The following is a 15,871-nucleotide window of genomic DNA, read 5'->3' as shown; positions in this document are numbered from 1 at the left end:
AGTCCGCCCGTCAAACTTAGTGCGTTACGTGGCCGTGCTGGCGATGTTTGGTCACAAAGCCGAGCAGAACACACATCACAAACACCACGGCGTACAAACCGTTAGCGGTAGAGAGCGCGGCATGTGCGCCACCTTGTGCCACGATTGGGCCGGTCACCACGAACGTCAGCATGGTGCCGACGGTACCGCAGGTCAGGATGAAGTTCACCAGCTTCGGTGAAGAGACCTTGGTTTGCAGCGATCCCAGCGTGATGATGGTGGTGTAAATCGCGCTTGAGCTGAAGCCCAGCGTCATAATGATCCAGTGCAGCATGCTGGCGTCTTGAGAGGTGACGAACCAGTACATCAAACCGGTTGCCAGCGCGGCCAGCACCATCAGGATGCGCTGCAGATCGAAGAAGCGCAGCACGAAGCTGAACACCCACATGCCGACCATGTACGCGGTCCAGAAGTTACCCACCAGCTGACCGGCAGCGGCGATATCCATGCCCATCGATTTGGTGGCGTATTCCGGCACCCATGAAATAAAGCCGAGCTGACCGAGGATGTAGCACAGCGCCGCAATCGACAGGAACAGCACGCCGATGCCCCATTTCTCTTTCTCAACGCCTGGCTTAGCCGCTTCGCTTTTCAGCACCGGGAACTCAATGAACAGCGTCAGTACAAAGATCGCCACATAAATGATGCCGATGCAGGCGTAAACCCAATACCACGGCAGCGCGCGCGCCAGCAGAATACCGGCGATGATCGGGAAGATGGTGCCCGCCATGCTGAAGAACGAGTCGGTAAACAGCAGACGTGCGCCGCGCTGACGGCCATCGTACAGATGGGTGATCAGGAAGGTGCCGATCGACATGGTGATGCCGCTAACCACGCCGAGGATGAACATGCATAGTGAGAAGACGGTGAGATCGTGGCTGGTCATCAGACCCGCAACGGCGAGGATCATCAGCACAAAGCCAAAGATTAGCTGGCGCTTCAACGGCACAATCACCATCAGCCAGGCGTTCAGAAACACCGACACCAAAATGCCCGCATTAAGGAATGTGAAGGTGTTGCTCATTTCTGAAATAGGGCGCTGGAAATACTGCGCGATATTGTCCAGCACCATACCGGTAACGATCACCAGTGCGCCGGTGAGCGCATAGGAGAAATAGCTAATCCAGGTAAGGCCAATGCGATTACGGTTTGTCATGTTCTGAACCTGTTAAGCGCCGAGATTGGCAAAAAGTGTCATGAATTGTAAGTGTTGCTGTGATCTTAATAAACAACGAGTGTAACAAGGCGGAAATATTTCATTGAGAGTGTGATTTTCGTCACGCAAATGATTGCGTGGCGGCAAAAGTATGACAATAGCAACATCCGCGTAAATATCGGTAAAACGCTGGCTCTTGGATCACATGCTCTTTACAATCAATCTCGTTTTTGAGCTAGCTCTCCATGGTAAGGAATCTTTCATGCTTAAACGTACTTTGACAGCGGCGGTTGCCCTGTTAGCGCTCTCTTCTGTATCTTCTGCCGCGCTTGCCGCAAAAGGGGATCCACATGTGCTGCTCACCACTTCTGCGGGCAATATTGAACTCGAACTGAACAACCAGAAAGCCCCGGTTTCGGTGAAAAACTTCGTTGATTACGTCAACAATGGTTTCTACAACAACACCATTTTCCACCGCGTGATCCCTGGTTTTATGATTCAGGGCGGCGGTTTCACTACCGATATGCAGCAGAAGCAAACGGTAGCGCCGATCAAAAACGAAGCCGACAACGGCTTGCGTAATCTGCGCGGCACCATTTCGATGGCGCGTACCGCAGATAAAGATAGCGCCACCAGCCAGTTCTTCCTCAACGTAGCCGATAACGCCTTCCTCGATCACGGTCAGCGTGATTTCGGGTATGCGGTGTTTGGTAAAGTTGTGAAAGGCCAGGATGTAATCGACAAGATTGCGCAGGTCCCGACTAAAGATGTCGGTCCGTACCAAAATGTGCCGTCAAAACCGATTGTTATCCTCTCCGCCAAAGTCCTGCCTTAATTCTTAAACGCGCCATTTTCCACTGGCGCGTCATTTGCACTCCGGCAAAGCAAAAAATTGCTGCTTATACTTAGGGCTCACTGCTTGCCGGAGGCGCTATGACCAGCAAACTCACCGAGAAACAGAAAGCCACCTTGTGGCAGCAGCGCCGTGCTGCGAGCTATCAAGCCAGCTGCCGCCTGGCCGGTTACACGTCCAGTGAACCGCTCATCGAGGCCGAACATGCCGAAGAACGCCTGGCGTCACTGAGGAGGCAATATGGCGGATAACAGCTTAGCGGTACGCGATCCCTATCTGTGGCACAACGACAGCGTGCTGAAGAATCGTCTCGATATTCATGACGAAGCCCAGCTGCGCAAAGCGGAACTGGCTTTCAGCACCGCGCGCCTGGCGACGTTAGAACTCGGCCAGCGCAGCATCGGTTTGCCACGTCTTTGCCACATTCATCGCACGCTGTTTCAGGATCTCTACAGCTGGGCGGGAGAACTGCGCACCATCGATATCTGGCGTGATGAAACGCCGTATTGTCATTGCGAGTACATTGAGAAAGAGGGTAATACGCTGATGCAGGCGCTGGAGGAAGAGCGCGGCCTGGCTGACCTTGAGCAGGAAGTTTTCGTGGCGCGTATCGCGCATTACTACTGTGAGATCTTCGTGCTGCACCCGTTCCGCGCCGGCAATGGCCGCGCGCAGCGCATCTTCTTTGAGCAGCTCGCGCTGCATGCCGGTTATCAGCTTGCGTGGGAAACGCTCGAACGCGATGAATGGCGCGCCGCAATTTCGGCTGGCGTTGCGGGGGATCTGGCGCCGCTTACCGCGCAGTTTGCGAAAGTGGTGAGCCCGGCGAACTAAAATGGGTAGAATAGCGCCGCTTTTACTGGCCTGAGGGCGCTATGCTGCTGCTAATCGATAACTACGACTCCTTTACCTGGAATCTCTACCAGTACTTCTGCGAACTGGGCGCGGAGGTGCGCGTGGTGCGCAATGACGCCATTACGCTGGATGAGATGGCAGCGCTGCCGCTGACGCATCTGGTGATTTCGCCGGGTCCGTGTACGCCGGATCAATCTGGCATCTCGCTCGCGGCGATTCGCCATTTCGCCGGACGCGTGCCGATCCTCGGCGTTTGCCTTGGGCATCAGGCGATTGCGCAAGCTTACGGTGCGCAAGTGGTGCGCGCGCGCCAGGTGATGCACGGCAAAACCTCGCTGATCCAGCACACTAATCAAGGTGTGTTTCGCGATCTGAATAATCCGCTTACCGTGACGCGCTATCACTCATTGATTGTGGCGCGCGATACGCTGCCCGCTGAGTTTGAAGTCACCGCGTGGACCCTGCGCGACGACCAGCCGGATGAGATCATGGGTTTCCGCCATCGCACTTTGTCGCTGGAAGGCGTGCAGTTCCATCCGGAAAGCATCCTCAGTGAGCAAGGGCATCAGCTGCTGGCTAATTTCCTCAACGCGTAACTTATGTTTGCCTTCGTGTGATTTTTTATGCATATTTTGTGATTATATTTTCACATCAGCTCAACAAATAACCCGATGAGGTCATCAATGGCAGCGGAAAAACTAGCGGTAACCCGGGAAACGTTCGATAACGTTATTTTGCCTGTTTATGCACCTGCGCAGTTTGTGCCGGTAAAAGGTAAAGGCAGCCGAGTGTGGGATCAGCAGGGCAAAGAGTATATCGATTTCTCTGGCGGGATCGCGGTGACTGCATTGGGCCATTGTCATCCGGCGCTGGTGGAAACGCTGAAAGCGCAGGGCGAAACGCTGTGGCACACCAGCAACGTGTTCACCAACGAACCGGCGCTGCGTCTGGCGAGTAAATTGATTGCCGCGACCTTTGCCGATCGGGTGTTTTTCGGTAACTCCGGCGCTGAAGCCAACGAAGCGGCATTCAAGTTGGCGCGTTATTACGCCTGCAAAAAACACAGCCCGTTCAAAAGCAAAATCATCGCCTTCCATAACGCTTTCCACGGCCGCACGCTGTTCACCGTGTCGGTTGGCGGCCAGCCGAAATACTCCGATGGCTTCGGTCCAAAACCGGCGGATATCGTGCATGTGCCGTTCAACGATCTCGATGCGGTGAAAGCGGTGATTGATGATCACACCTGCGCCATCGTGGTCGAGCCGATTCAGGGTGAAGGCGGCGTGATGCCGGCCACGCCAGAGTTTATGCAAGGTCTGCGCGCGCTGTGCGATGAACATAATGCACTGCTGGTACTCGATGAAGTGCAGAGCGGCATGGGACGTAGCGGCAAACTGTTTGCGTATGAGCATTACGGTATCAAGCCCGATATTATTACCAGCGCGAAAGCGCTGGGCGGCGGTTTCCCGGTGAGTGCGATGTTGACCACCAACGAAATCGCCTCAGTAATGGCGCCAGGCGTACACGGCACCACTTACGGCGGTAATCCGCTGGCCTGTGCCATCGCTGAAACTGCGCTGGATATCATCAATACGCCAGAAGTGCTGGAAGGTGTGGAAGCGCGTCGTCAGCAGTTTGTTGAAGCGCTGCAAGCCATCGATAGTAAGTTCGATATCTTCAGCGAGATTCGCGGCAAAGGTCTGCTGATTGGTGCCGCGCTGAAGCCGCAGTTCGCCAGCAAGGCGCGTGACATCCTCAATGCTTCCGCCGCAGAAGGATTGATGATTCTCACCGCCGGCACCGACGTGATTCGTTTTGTGCCGTCGCTGGTGATTGAACCTACCGATATCGCTGAAGGCATGACGCGTTTCGCCAGCGCGATTGAAAAGGTGCTGGCTGCTTAATCCGCTTTCGGACGTAACACCTTGAGCCAGCGACCATGATGTGGTCGCTGGCTCCACGCCAGCGATGAGATGGTATGCATCACGCTGAGGTGCTGCAAAATCCGCTTCACATGCTGTTCGACAATCGTCACCGGCCCTTCATTGAGATTCTCCGGCGCTTCCAGAATATTGCTGTCGTTGCCTGGCCCGTCATACGCCAGCCGCTGCTGACAACGCTGCAGCGCGATTTCACAGGATTGCAGATAACGTTCCGCCAGCTTGGCCGTCAACATGGTGTGCTCACGCGCCAGAATCGTCATGGCGTTAATATGCTCGACGATAAATTGACTGTGCGTGACCCACATGCGCATATCTTTCAGGTATTGCAGGTTAAAGCCCGGCTCGCTCGATGCCTGGTTCAATGAGTTGAACAGCGCGTTGTGCGCCTGATTGACCTTCATGCGCTGATATGCCAGTTTCTCCGGCGACTGTTCCGGGCCTAACAGCATTCGCAGCGCTTCCTGATAGGCTTCCAGCGCATCGTGCGCGTTCTTGCGCAGCAGCCCGCTTTGCCACTGCGGCCACAGCCAAATCATCCCGGCGAAGGCAATCAAACAACCCATCAAGGTATCCATCATGCGCGGCAGCAGAAACTGTGCACCGTTGAGCGACAGCAGCTGCAGCGAATACACCGCCGTGACGGTGAAGCCAATCATCGACCAGCCGTAATATTTCCGCGTGATCAGATAACTCGCCAGCGTGATCCCCAGCATAAACAGCAGCGTGATTGATTCCGGCACCGCCAGCCGTAACGAGGCGGCGGCGATCAGCAAACCGGCAAAGGTGCCTAGCGCACGGTGCTGGATGCGCACGCGCGTCGCGCTGTAACCGTTCTGGCTGACGAACATGATGGTCATCAGAATCCAGTAAGGTTTGGGGATGTTGAAGAACAGCGCCAGTGAGCTGCCAAACATCAGCATCACGGCGAAGCGTGCCGCGGTGCGTAACGCGGTGGATTTGAATGACAAATAACTGCGCAGCGCCGGTAACAGCGGCAAACGGCGCTGGCGATCGGCCATCAGGTCACGCGTATAGAGCGGCTTCTGCGTACGCAACACGCGGGCGATGCGGCTGAAGTGATACAGGCAGAAGTTGCCGACCGGATTATCCGGATGCTGGCGCGCAATTTTCTCCAGCGCGCCGAGCTGTTTCTCCATGTGGAAACGGTCTGGCAGCTGATGGTAGAGAATCGCATCCGCCAGCACGCGCAGCCGCGCCGAGATGATTTTGGCGTTCCAGCGAATCACCGCTTCGGCGTGGCTCTCTTCAACCAGCTTCTGCACCTCTTCCGGCTGATGCAAACTCACCGAGATGTGTTCCTGTAAATCCAGCGCCACCTGGAAAGCGCGCGTCAGGCGTTTGTGGCTGTTATCGCGGCTGGCCGACAGCATATGCATTTGCTGGTAACAGGTGGTGATGAGATCGACCGCCTTTTGCTGACGTGCTAGCAGCGGCGGCAGCGCTTTTTCCGGATCGGTCAGCTGCGTCAGTAAGGTGTATTTGGCATCGCAATAATCCGCCAGTTCGCGGAACAGCAGGCTAAGCGATTCGCGCATCGGCTGCTCTTTCCACAGCCAGAACCAGAACCAGTTGAATAAGCCGTACCACAGCGTGCCGCCAATGTAGAGCAACGGCGGCACCCACATCGGCATGCGTCCCACTAAGCTGAGCGTAAAGATAGCGGCGATGAGCGTTGCGGGCAGCAAGCGCGCATGCAGCGGACCGATTTCACCGGTCACGCCAATCAGCAGCGGCAGCGCCAGCAAAATCAGCGGCAGCGGAATCTGGTAGGCGGTAAGGATTTGCATCAGGAAACTGCCGGTGGCAAACAGCGAACCACCCACAATCAGGCGTTTGAAGAAGCGTTTGTGCGGCGTATCCAGCCCCGCCATGTTGCAGCAGGCAGGCACTAACGAGAACAGCAGACCTTTTTGCAGATCGCCAAACAGCCAGCCGAGAGCCACAGGCAGGCACAGCACCAGCGTTTGCCGCAGCGCATAGTTAACTTCGGGATGATAGATGATTCGACGCCACATCAGCTCATCGCAAATAGAAACGGCGCGATGTTGCCATCACGCCGTGGGTGAGAAGAAATTAGCGGGTGCCGTAAACGACGATGGTTTTACCGTGTGCGGAGATCAGGTTCTGATCTTCCAGCATTTTCAGGATACGACCCACGGTTTCGCGTGAGCAGCCCACGATCTGACCAATCTCCTGGCGGGTGATTTTGATTTGCATCCCGTCTGGGTGGGTCATCGCATCTGGCTGTTTGGCCAGATTTAGCAGCGTTTGCGCGATACGTCCGGTTACATCGAGGAAGGCAAGGTTGCCCACTTTCTCAGATGTGACTTGCAGACGACGCGCCATTTGCGACGAAAGTCGCATTAAAATATCCGGGTTTACCTGAATCAGCTGACGGAATTTTTTGTATGAAATTTCAGCCACTTCGCAGGCAGACTTCGCACGTACCCAGGCACTACGTTCCTGGCCTTCTTCGAAAAGACCGAGTTCGCCGATGAAATCTCCCTGATTGAGGTAGGAGAGAATCATCTCTTTGCCTTCTTCATCTTTAATCAGTACCGCTACGGAACCTTTTACGATGTAGTACAGCGTTTCCGCTTTCTCACCCTGATGGATGAGCGTGCTTTTGGATGGATATTTGTGAATATGGCAATGGGACAGGAACCATTCGAGTGTAGGGTCTGTTTGCGGTTTGCCGAGAACCATTCGCTATTATCCTCTGTTGTAATCGTGCCCAAAATACAGGGGGCATTTTTCCCTGTCAGGCGGTTTAATCGTCGAGCGTTTCCAGTAAAGGAAAAATTATTCCGGGTGGACTCTTAAGCTACGCTTTTGATTCTTCCGGCCTTCGTCTGTGATGACGAAAATATTTTCAGCACTGTTTGTAGCACAGCTTTTGCGAGCTGTCTTGTGTTGTCTCGCTTCAGCAGAAGGGGGATTACTCTGGATTGCTGTTTGTCAGGTGAAAGCGTACTCTGGCGGCAAAACCGCCGCTTCAGGAGAGAGAATAATGCAGGCACGAGTGAAATGGGTGGAAGGTCTTACCTTTCTCGGAGAATCCTCATCTGGCCATCAAGTATTAATGGACGGTAATTCCGGTGATAAAGCGCCAAGTCCAATGGAGATGGTGCTGATGGCCGCAGGCGGTTGTAGTGCCATTGATGTGGTTTCGATCCTGCAAAAAGGGCGCAGCGATGTGGCCGATTGCGAAGTGAAGCTCACCTCAGAACGCCGTGAAGAAGCGCCACGCATTTTTACCACCATCAACCTGCATTTTATTGTCAGCGGCAAAGCGTTGAGCGATAAAGCGGTTGCGCGCGCGGTTGACTTGTCGGCGGAAAAATATTGCTCGGTGGCGATCATGCTTGGTAAAAGCGTGGAAATTACCCACAGCTATGAGGTTGTCGAGTTGTAATCGGTCGTAGGGGAGGCATTCATGCCTCCCTTTTCACAGCCCGCACCAAGCCTATTCAATTCGCTTCCCTTCAATCAGTCTCTGCACCAGCGGCAGCATAATCAGCTCCATCGCCAATCCCATTTTGCCGCCCGGCACCACCAGCGTATTGATGTGGGAAATAAACGATCCCTGAATCATCGCCAGCAGATAGGGGAAGGCGATGCCTTCCAGACCACGGAAATGAATCACCACGAAGCTTTCATCGAGCGACGGAATTTCGCGGGCGGCAAACGGGTTTGAGGTATCAACGGTCGGCACGCGCTGGAAGTTAATGTGGGTGCGCGAGAACTGTGGCGTGATGAAGTTAATGTAATCCTCCATCGAACGTACCACCGAATCCATTACTGCTTCGCGTGAATGGCCGCGCTCGCCGGTGTCACGCACCAGCTTCTGAATCCACTCAAGGTTAACAATCGGCACCACGCCAACCAGCAGATCGACATGCTCCGCCACATTTTGCTGCTGCGTGACCACGCCGCCGTGCAAGCCTTCATAAAACAGCACATCGGTGTTTTCCGGCAGCGGCTGCCACGGCGTGAAAGTGCCCGGCACCTGATTCCACGGCACCGCTTCATCGTAGGTGTGCAGATATTTGCGTGATTCGCCGAGGCCGGTTTGGCCGTAATGTTTGAACGTCTGCTCAAGCAGGCCGAAGTCGTTGGCTTCCGGGCCGAAGTAGCTGATGTGGCGACCGAGATCGCGCGCTTTGCGGATCGCCATGTCCATTTCCGGACGCGTGAAGCGATGGAAACTGTCGCCCTCGAGTTCCGCCGCATGCAGGTTCAGCTGCTGGAAAATCTTGCGGAAGGCGAGGCTGGTGGTGGTGGTTCCGGCGCCGCTGGAACCGGTGACGGCAATAATTGGATGCCTGGCTGACATAACAGAGCTCCCTGTGAAGTCCGGCGATGAGCATTGTTACCACGAATTGCCGCGGGGCGCATCAGCCGCGGAATTCACCCTTTGGCATAATATTGATCGATTCATGCAGTTCCGACCACACCAGCACCACGTCGCCGCGCTCCAGCTGGCGGCGCACGTCGGCGACTTTTTGCAGCAAACTGCGTTCCTGCTCGCCGTAATCGGTGCCTTCACGTAACACGAAGGTTTCAATCAGGTTTTCCAGCGTCTCCGCTTCGAGTTCTTGCCAGGGAATAATCACAATTCAACATCCAGATAGGTTGAGAGCCAGTCGGGCACGCGCTGTTCCAGCCACATTTTCGGTTTAAGCAAGGTGCCGCCGACGAAACCGACGTGGCCGCCTTGCTGCGTCAGCTGATACTGAATGGAGGCTGACAGCTGGTCAGGTTGCGGGATCACGGCATCGGTCATAAAGGGATCGTCTTGCGCATGAATGATCAGCAGCGGTTTACGCACGCCGGTGAGCAGCGGCATCGCGCTGGCTCGTTGATAATAGTCGCTGGCGTCAATAAAACCGTGCGCACGTGCGGTTATCGCATCATCAAATTCGCGTAAGCGACGGAAAGCGCGTAACTGGCTAAGATCAACCGGCAGCGTGCCGGGCCAGGCGTGCAGTTTGCGCGTAGCGTTCTTTTTTAGCCGCGTCAGCAAATAGTGCTGATAGAAGCGCGAAAAGCCAACATCCAGTTTGCCGCTGCACGGCTCCAGTGCCAGCGGCGCTGAGATGGCGATGGCGGCATCAATCGGCACATCGTGACCTTGCTGACCCAGCAGACAAGCGAGCATGTTGCCGCCCAGCGAAACGCCGACAGCGGCGGTCGGCACGCTGCCCCATTCTCGCTGCAGCCAGTTAAGGAAGTAGGTGGCGTCTTCGGTTTCACCGGAGTGATAGATGCGCTTTAAGCGATTAGGCTCGCCGCTGCAGCCGCGAAAGTGCATCACCACCGCCAGCCAGCCACGCGCCTGACACGCCTGCATTAGGCCGTGCGCATACGGGCTGCGAAAGCTGCCTTCCAGGCCGTGAAACATCACCATGCGCGGTTTATGACGCGCCTGCGCCGGATCTTCACTCCACGCTAAATCGACAAAATCGCCGTCCGGCAGGTCAAGACGCTGCCAGTGCGGACGCAACGTGACGCGGCGGCGCAGAATGCGCGGCAGCAGCGTTTGCAGATGCGCGTTACTGAATCCGCGCAGTGGTTTAAAGCGCTCGCCGCTGGGGCGATCAAAATAGCTTTGGTAAAGGCTTGTCTGATGCATAAGTCGCTGATAGCTTCGATGGGTTGTTCGCTTTACTGGGTGAGGAGCACCCGAATATACATGGAACTGAGTCTTTTTTTATCAATGTTAGGTTTTCTTTGGGTCGCGGCCATCACGCCCGGGCCCAATAATATGTTACTTACCGCCTCGGGTGCTAATTTTGGCTTCCTGCGCACCATACCGCTGCTCATTGGTATCATGATTGGTATGCAAGTCATGTTGCTGATGGTGGCATTTGGCATCGGCGGCCTCATCCTGCTTTATCCTTCGCTGCATCTGGTCCTGAAGATTGCCGGTAGCCTTTATCTGCTGTGGCTGGCGTGGAAAATCGCCAGTGCCGAGTATGAAAAGCTGGAAACCGATGATGTGACGGTAAAGCAGATGCCGTTCTGGCAAGGCGGCTTGCTGCAGCTAATCAACCCAAAAGCCTGGCTTATGGCGCTCGGTGCGGTGGCCAGCTTCAGCCTGGCGGGCAGCGAATATCTGCATTCGGTGCTGGCGATCAGCCTCGGCATGTTCATGGTAAATGTGGTTTCCGGGGTGATTTGGATGGGCTTTGGCTCGCTGATTGGACGTCTGCTGCGCAGCCCACGCGCGTGGAAAATGTTCAATCTGGCGATGGGCTTGCTCACCGCTGCGTGCGTATTGCTGATTTGGCGCTGAGTTAACTGGAAGCGCGTTCAACGCGCTTCCACGGCAACACTTCATGTACTACCGACGAGTTGGGCTGGCGGATGCGTTGCAGCAGCAGCTGTACGCTGCGCACACCCATGCGATTCATCGGCTGCTCAATCGTCGTCAGCGGTGGATTCAGGCTGCTGGTAAAGTTGATGCCATCAAATCCCACCACCGCTAAATCTTCCGGCACGCGTAAACCCGCTTCCAGCGCTGCGTGTATTACGCCAACCGCCAACACATCCGACACCGCAAACACTGCATCCGGCCGTTCCGGCTGCGTCAGCAGTTCGCGCAAGGCCGCACTGCCCGACTCGCAGGTGACATTCTCGGCGTAGGCCACGCCGCACCAGCTGAGTTCGAGTTGCTCCAGCGCCGCGCGATATCCCTCTTCACGCTTATGCGAATAGAGGTAGCGCATATCACAGTTGACCAGCGCAATACGGCGTCGGCCTTTGCTCGCCAGATAACGCACGGTTTCGAAAGCCGCTTCTTTATTATCAATCGCCACGCTTGAGGCGGCGATCGCCGGATCGTATTCGGCGCACTGCACCCAAGGCGCATCGCCAATCAATTCCTTTAGCTCCTGCAAACTGCTGGCGGCATCCATGGTGATCACGCCGTCGACCACTTTGCCGGTGAGCAGGGCGATGTAGGCCGCTTCGCGCCGCAGCTGCGATCCTGAGTTACACAGCAGAATATGGTAACCCTGCGCTTCCGCTTCGGCTTCAATGCCCTGAACCACGCGCGAGCAGAACGGATTGGTGATGTCAGGGATCAGCACTAACAACATATGGCTTTGCGAGGTGCGTAGCTGGCGCGCCAGTAAGTTGGGCTGATAGTCGCAGATGTCGATGGCCGCCAGCACTTTGGCGCGCGTATCCGGGCGCACGCCGGGATTCTGGTTCAATACCCGTGAAACGGTGGCTTTGGACACGCCAGCCAGGTGCGCGACTTTCTCAATCGACATGGATTCAGGACCGCTCGTTAAGAGTGAAAAATGAGATGTCTATCAATATCACAGCTGCTATGTGAGCGCGTGACATATTTACCGATTTCCCTTTTCTTTCCATTTGCACTTTCTGCATAGCCTTGCCCGATGTTGATCTAAGAACGGATCGTCATTAGGGATAATTTTTAATTCCTTTATGAAATTACTCTTGCTGGAGAAACTGCGCAGACAAAAACACATTGGGGTGAATGATGATGGCGATGAAAAAAACAATAACGGCAGTCGCAGCGGCTCTGGCCCTGATGGCGTTCCAGGCGCAAGCGGTCAACGTTACCGTGGCGTATCAGACGTCGGCGGAACCGGCCAAAGTGGCGCAGGCGGATAACACCTTTGCCAAAGAGAGCGGTGCTACCGTCGACTGGCGCAAATTTGATAGCGGAGCCAGCGTGTTGCGTGCTCTGGCATCGGGCGACGTCCAGATTGGCAATATCGGTTCCAGCCCGCTGGCGGTCGCCGCTACGCAAAAGCTGCCGATTGAAGCTTTCCTGCTGGCCTCACAGCTCGGTAACTCCGAAGCGCTGGTGGTGAAGAAAACCATCAAAGATCCTAAAGACCTGATTGGCAAGCGCATCGCCGTGCCGTTCATCTCGACGACGCACTATAGCTTCCTCGCTGCGCTCAAGCATTGGGGCATCAAGCCTTCGCAAGTGACCTTAGTCAACCTGCAGCCACCGGCGATTATTGCCGCCTGGAAGCGCGGTGACATCGACGGTGCTTACGTCTGGTCGCCGGCGGTAAATGAGCTGGAAAAAGATGGCAAGGTGCTGACGGATTCCTCGCAGGTTGGCAAGTGGGGCGCGCCAACGCTTGATGTGTGGGTGGTGCGTAAAGACTTTGCACAGCAGCATCCAGAAATCGTCACCGCCTTTGCCCGCAGCGCCGTCGAAGCGCAGCAAGCTTACATTGCCAATCCGGATCAATGGCTGAAGCAGTCAGACAATCTGAGCAAGCTGGCGCGCCTGAGCGGTGTACCCGAAGCGGATGTGCCGGTGCTGGTGAAAGGCAACACCTATCTCACCGCGCAGCAACAGGTGGAGCAGCTCGGCAAGCCGGTGAACAAGGCGATTGTCGATACCGCCGGCTTCCTGAAAGAGCAGGGCAAAGTGCCAGAAGCAGATAGCGATTACAGCAGCTTCGTTACCACGCGCTTCGTTGCACCCTTAGCGAAATAACCGGAGGCCGTATGCTTAACATCACCAATCTCAATGCGCGTTACGCCGGACAACCCGCGCTGCAGGACATTAACCTGCAGCTGGGCAGCCGAGACCTGCTGGTGGTGTTAGGCCCTTCCGGCTGTGGCAAAACCACGCTGCTGAACCTCATCGCCGGCTTTCTGCCGCTGGAATCCGGCAGCATTACGCTGGATGGCAAAAAGGTAGAAGGGCCGGGCGCGGAGCGCGGCGTGGTGTTTCAGAATGAAGGCTTGCTGCCGTGGCGCAACGTGATTGATAACGTGTCGTTCGGCTTGCAACTGGCGGGGATGGCGAAGGCGGAGCGCCATACCCTTGCACGCCGTTTGATCCGCAAAGTAGGACTGGAAGGTGCAGAAAAGCGTTTTATCTGGCAGCTCTCTGGGGGTCAACGTCAGCGCGTGGGCATTGCGCGTGCGCTGGCGGCTGATCCTCAGTTGCTGCTGTTAGATGAGCCGTTCGGTGCGCTGGACGCCTTTACCCGCGAACAGATGCAAACCCTGCTGCTAACGCTGTGGCGTGATACCGGCAAACAGATTCTGCTGATCACTCACGACATCGAAGAAGCGGTGTTCCTCGCCAGCGAACTGATGCTGCTGTCGCCGGGACCGGGCCGCATAGTGGAACGTTTGAAACTCGACTTCGGTCAGCGCTTCGCCGCCGGGGAACCGTGCCGCAGCATCAAATCCGATCCGGCGTTTATCGAACGTCGCGAATATGTACTGAATCAGGTGTTTTCCCAGCGTGAGGCGTTTATATGAGTGCGGTGATTGATGAGAAAACCCAAGCGCGTCGTCGCGCTCTGCGCTGGCCGTTCTCGCGCCAGTTCTCACTTAGCCTGCTCAGCGTTGGTCTGTTGCTGCTGTTGTGGTGGGCGATAACCGCGCTCGGTTTAGTGGCGCCGCTGTTTTTACCGCCGCCGCAAGTGGTGCTGCAGAAGCTGATATTGATTGCCAGCCCGCAAGGCTTTATGGATGCCACGCTTTGGCAGCATCTGGGTGCCAGTTTGGCGCGTATGCTGGTGGCGCTGTTCTTTGCCGCGCTGATTGGCATTCCGGTCGGGATTGCCATGGGTCTGAGCCCGGCGATTCGCGGCTTGCTTGATCCGCTGATCGAACTCTATCGCCCGGTGCCGCCGCTGGCCTATCTGCCGCTGATGGTGATTTGGTTTGGCATCGGCGAAACCTCGAAGATTTTACTGATTTATCTGGCGATTTTCGCGCCGGTGACCTTATCGACGCTGGCAGGCGTGAAGAATGCCCAGCAGGTACGCATTCGCGCGGCACAGGCGCTGGGCGCATCGCGCTGGCAGCTGCTGCGCTTCGTGATTCTGCCCGGCGCGCTGCCGGAAATCCTCACCGGCTTGCGCATTGGTCTCGGCGTAGGTTGGTCAACGCTGGTGGCGGCGGAATTGATTGCCGCTACGCGTGGACTCGGCTTTATGGTGCAGTCGGCCGGTGAGTTCCTCGCCACCGACGTGGTGCTGGCCGGTATCGCCGTGATTGCCCTGATTGCCTTTGGCTTAGAACTGGGTCTGCGCGCCTTGCAGCGCCGACTGACGCCCTGGAATGGAGAACAGCAATGAACGAACGACTTTCTTTTACCGCTTTGGGCCCGAATATCGGGGCGCAGGTTAGCGATGTCGATCTCAGCCGTCCGCTGAGCGATGCCCAGTTTGAACAGCTTTATCATGGCCTGCTGCGCCATCAGGTGCTGTTCCTGCGCAATCAGGTGATCACCCCGGAACAGCAGCGCGCGCTGGCGATTCGCTTTGGCGATCTGCATATCCATCCTGTCTATCCGCATGCGGAAGGCGTGGAAGAGATCATCGTGCTGGATACCCATCAGGATAATCCGCCGGATAATGACAACTGGCACACCGATGTCACCTTTATTCAAACACCGCCGGCGATTGCGATTCTGGCTTCCAAGCTATTGCCGGAGAGCGGCGGCGATACCTTGTGGTCAACCGGCATTGCGGCCTATGAAGCGCTTTCTGAGCCGTTTAAGACGCTGTTGAATGGGCTGCAGGCGGAGCACGACTTTAAGAAGTCGTTCCAGGAGTACAAATACCGTAAAACTGAGGAAGAGCATCAGCGTTGGCAGCAAGCGGTGGCGAAGAATCCGCCGGTGCAGCATCCGGTGATTCGTACCCATCCGGTCAGCGGACGCAAGGCGCTGTTTGTCAACGAAGGTTTTACCACGCGTTTGCTGGGTTTGAGCGAAAAAGAGAGCGATGCGCTGCTTAACTTCCTGTTCTGGCATAGCGCTAAACCGGAGTTCCAGGTGCGCTGGCGCTGGCAGGAGAATGATGTGGCGATCTGGGATAACCGCGTGACGCAGCATTATGCCAATGCGGATTATTATCCGGCGCGGAGAGTAATGCATCGTGCGACGGTGTTGGGGGATAAGCCGTTTTGATGAGTCCAGGTCGGCATGAATGCCGACCCTACAACTGCCTGCGGGCGCGTAGGGTCAGCATTTATGCTGAC

18 protein-coding genes are annotated in these 15,871 nt (G+C 55.9%); 11 read left to right on the top strand and 7 right to left on the bottom strand.

The features are described 5' to 3' along the window. Positions 1-16: 16 nt before the first annotated feature. A complete protein-coding gene (gene tsgA, locus FHW71_RS23575; protein WP_179453219.1) occupies positions 17-1,195 on the bottom strand; it encodes an MFS transporter TsgA in 1,179 nt (392 codons plus the stop codon). Positions 1,196-1,457: 262 nt separating this feature from the next. Here tsgA and ppiA point away from each other — a divergent pair, with 262 nt between their 5' ends. The 5 genes from ppiA to FHW71_RS23550 all read left to right on the top strand — a co-directional run bounded on the left by ppiA (position 1,458) and on the right by FHW71_RS23550 (position 4,807). Next, positions 1,458-2,030 (top strand): peptidylprolyl isomerase A, encoded by a 573-nt coding sequence (gene ppiA, locus FHW71_RS23570; RefSeq protein ID WP_008101803.1) that lies wholly within the window; start codon positions 1,458-1,460, stop codon positions 2,028-2,030. A gap of 98 nt (positions 2,031-2,128) precedes the next feature. After that, positions 2,129-2,299, top strand: a complete 171-nt coding sequence (locus tag FHW71_RS23565; protein ID WP_008101805.1) for a YhfG family protein — start codon at positions 2,129-2,131, stop codon at positions 2,297-2,299. Next, positions 2,289-2,882, top strand: coding sequence for a putative adenosine monophosphate-protein transferase Fic (locus FHW71_RS23560; RefSeq protein ID WP_179453218.1), 594 nt, complete (start codon positions 2,289-2,291; stop codon positions 2,880-2,882). The genes FHW71_RS23565 and FHW71_RS23560 overlap by 11 nt, the downstream gene beginning before the upstream one ends. A 41-nt stretch (positions 2,883-2,923) precedes the next feature. Then, positions 2,924-3,499 carry an aminodeoxychorismate synthase component II gene (locus FHW71_RS23555; protein WP_179453217.1) on the top strand — a complete coding sequence of 192 codons (576 nt, stop codon included), beginning with the start codon at positions 2,924-2,926 and terminating at the stop codon, positions 3,497-3,499. Between the two features lie 87 nt (positions 3,500-3,586). Then, positions 3,587-4,807 (top strand): aspartate aminotransferase family protein, encoded by a 1,221-nt coding sequence (locus FHW71_RS23550; RefSeq protein ID WP_061719716.1) that lies wholly within the window; start codon positions 3,587-3,589, stop codon positions 4,805-4,807. Here FHW71_RS23550 and FHW71_RS23545 read toward each other — a convergent pair. After that, the gene (locus tag FHW71_RS23545) at positions 4,804-6,882 is read right to left on the bottom strand and encodes a YccS/YhfK family putative transporter (protein ID WP_179453216.1); all 2,079 of its coding nucleotides are present in this window, start codon (positions 6,880-6,882) and stop codon (positions 4,804-4,806) included. The genes FHW71_RS23550 and FHW71_RS23545 overlap by 4 nt on opposite strands. Before the next feature lie 58 nt (positions 6,883-6,940). Beyond that, positions 6,941-7,573 carry a cAMP-activated global transcriptional regulator CRP gene (gene crp / locus FHW71_RS23540; RefSeq protein WP_003852956.1) on the bottom strand — a complete coding sequence of 211 codons (633 nt, stop codon included), beginning with the start codon at positions 7,571-7,573 and terminating at the stop codon, positions 6,941-6,943. 304 nt (positions 7,574-7,877) lie between these two features. On the opposite strand from crp, the gene FHW71_RS23535 reads away from it, so the two are divergent. Next, positions 7,878-8,282 carry an OsmC family protein gene (locus tag FHW71_RS23535; RefSeq protein ID WP_179453215.1) on the top strand — a complete coding sequence of 135 codons (405 nt, stop codon included), beginning with the start codon at positions 7,878-7,880 and terminating at the stop codon, positions 8,280-8,282. Between the two features lie 51 nt (positions 8,283-8,333). Here FHW71_RS23535 and FHW71_RS23530 read toward each other — a convergent pair whose 3' ends face one another. The 3 genes from FHW71_RS23530 to FHW71_RS23520 all read right to left on the bottom strand — a co-directional run bounded on the left by FHW71_RS23530 (position 8,334) and on the right by FHW71_RS23520 (position 10,502). After that, on the bottom strand, positions 8,334-9,203 hold the full coding sequence (locus FHW71_RS23530) for a phosphoribulokinase (protein WP_008101816.1): 870 nt from the start codon (positions 9,201-9,203) through the stop codon (positions 8,334-8,336). Between the two features lie 61 nt (positions 9,204-9,264). After that, positions 9,265-9,483, bottom strand: coding sequence for a YheU family protein (locus FHW71_RS23525; RefSeq protein WP_008101818.1), 219 nt, complete (start codon positions 9,481-9,483; stop codon positions 9,265-9,267). Further along, a complete protein-coding gene (locus FHW71_RS23520) occupies positions 9,480-10,502 on the bottom strand; it encodes a hydrolase (protein ID WP_179453214.1) in 1,023 nt (340 codons plus the stop codon). The genes FHW71_RS23525 and FHW71_RS23520 overlap by 4 nt, the downstream gene beginning before the upstream one ends. Positions 10,503-10,562: 60 nt before the next feature. Between FHW71_RS23520 and FHW71_RS23515 the strand changes: the two genes are divergently transcribed. Further along, the gene (locus FHW71_RS23515) at positions 10,563-11,165 is read left to right on the top strand and encodes a LysE family translocator (protein WP_179453213.1); all 603 of its coding nucleotides are present in this window, start codon (positions 10,563-10,565) and stop codon (positions 11,163-11,165) included. 1 nt (position 11,166) lies between these two features. Here FHW71_RS23515 and FHW71_RS23510 read toward each other — a convergent pair whose 3' ends face one another. Continuing rightward, positions 11,167-12,147 carry a LacI family DNA-binding transcriptional regulator gene (locus FHW71_RS23510; RefSeq protein WP_008101823.1) on the bottom strand — a complete coding sequence of 327 codons (981 nt, stop codon included), beginning with the start codon at positions 12,145-12,147 and terminating at the stop codon, positions 11,167-11,169. Positions 12,148-12,383: 236 nt separating this feature from the next. On the opposite strand from FHW71_RS23510, the gene tauA reads away from it, so the two are divergent. From tauA to tauD, 4 genes are read left to right on the top strand one after another with little or no spacing between them, the layout of a single operon-like run. Further along, positions 12,384-13,361 carry a taurine ABC transporter substrate-binding protein gene (tauA, locus tag FHW71_RS23505; RefSeq protein ID WP_179453212.1) on the top strand — a complete coding sequence of 326 codons (978 nt, stop codon included), beginning with the start codon at positions 12,384-12,386 and terminating at the stop codon, positions 13,359-13,361. A gap of 11 nt (positions 13,362-13,372) precedes the next feature. Then, positions 13,373-14,140 (top strand): taurine ABC transporter ATP-binding subunit, encoded by a 768-nt coding sequence (gene tauB / locus FHW71_RS23500; protein ID WP_179453211.1) that lies wholly within the window; start codon positions 13,373-13,375, stop codon positions 14,138-14,140. Further along, positions 14,137-14,964 carry a taurine ABC transporter permease TauC gene (gene tauC, locus FHW71_RS23495; RefSeq protein ID WP_179453210.1) on the top strand — a complete coding sequence of 276 codons (828 nt, stop codon included), beginning with the start codon at positions 14,137-14,139 and terminating at the stop codon, positions 14,962-14,964. The genes tauB and tauC overlap by 4 nt, the downstream gene beginning before the upstream one ends. Then, positions 14,961-15,800, top strand: coding sequence for a taurine dioxygenase (gene tauD / locus FHW71_RS23490; protein WP_154157202.1), 840 nt, complete (start codon positions 14,961-14,963; stop codon positions 15,798-15,800). Before tauC ends, tauD begins: the two co-directional genes overlap by 4 nt. The last annotated feature ends 71 nt before the right edge of the window (positions 15,801-15,871 follow it).

It is taken from the genome of Enterobacter sp. Sphag1F (assembly GCF_014193275.1).
Lineage (GTDB): Bacteria > Pseudomonadota > Gammaproteobacteria > Enterobacterales > Enterobacteriaceae > Pantoea > Pantoea symbiotica.
This window is presented reverse-complemented; position numbering and strand designations above follow the sequence as displayed.

Bases quoted from the DNA above. Each gene is read 5' to 3' on its own strand.
- tsgA (WP_179453219.1), bottom strand. From the start codon at position 1,195: ATGACAAACCGTAATCGCATTGGCCTTACCTGGATTAGCTATTTCTCC.
- FHW71_RS23545 (WP_179453216.1), bottom strand. From the start codon at position 6,882: ATGTGGCGTCGAATCATCTATCATCCCGAAGTTAACTATGCGCTGCGG.
- FHW71_RS23550 (WP_061719716.1), top strand. From the start codon at position 3,587: ATGGCAGCGGAAAAACTAGCGGTAACCCGGGAAACGTTCGATAACGTT.
- FHW71_RS23520 (WP_179453214.1), bottom strand. From the start codon at position 10,502: ATGCATCAGACAAGCCTTTACCAAAGCTATTTTGATCGCCCCAGCGGC.
- tauA (WP_179453212.1), top strand. From the start codon at position 12,384: ATGGCGATGAAAAAAACAATAACGGCAGTCGCAGCGGCTCTGGCCCTG.
- crp (WP_003852956.1), bottom strand. From the start codon at position 7,573: ATGGTTCTCGGCAAACCGCAAACAGACCCTACACTCGAATGGTTCCTG.
- tauC (WP_179453210.1), top strand. From the start codon at position 14,137: ATGAGTGCGGTGATTGATGAGAAAACCCAAGCGCGTCGTCGCGCTCTG.
- FHW71_RS23560 (WP_179453218.1), top strand. From the start codon at position 2,289: ATGGCGGATAACAGCTTAGCGGTACGCGATCCCTATCTGTGGCACAAC.
- FHW71_RS23515 (WP_179453213.1), top strand. From the start codon at position 10,563: ATGGAACTGAGTCTTTTTTTATCAATGTTAGGTTTTCTTTGGGTCGCG.
- FHW71_RS23565 (WP_008101805.1), top strand. From the start codon at position 2,129: ATGACCAGCAAACTCACCGAGAAACAGAAAGCCACCTTGTGGCAGCAG.
- tauB (WP_179453211.1), top strand. From the start codon at position 13,373: ATGCTTAACATCACCAATCTCAATGCGCGTTACGCCGGACAACCCGCG.
- FHW71_RS23510 (WP_008101823.1), bottom strand. From the start codon at position 12,147: ATGTCGATTGAGAAAGTCGCGCACCTGGCTGGCGTGTCCAAAGCCACC.
- FHW71_RS23530 (WP_008101816.1), bottom strand. From the start codon at position 9,203: ATGTCAGCCAGGCATCCAATTATTGCCGTCACCGGTTCCAGCGGCGCC.
- FHW71_RS23555 (WP_179453217.1), top strand. From the start codon at position 2,924: ATGCTGCTGCTAATCGATAACTACGACTCCTTTACCTGGAATCTCTAC.
- FHW71_RS23535 (WP_179453215.1), top strand. From the start codon at position 7,878: ATGCAGGCACGAGTGAAATGGGTGGAAGGTCTTACCTTTCTCGGAGAA.
- ppiA (WP_008101803.1), top strand. From the start codon at position 1,458: ATGCTTAAACGTACTTTGACAGCGGCGGTTGCCCTGTTAGCGCTCTCT.
- tauD (WP_154157202.1), top strand. From the start codon at position 14,961: ATGAACGAACGACTTTCTTTTACCGCTTTGGGCCCGAATATCGGGGCG.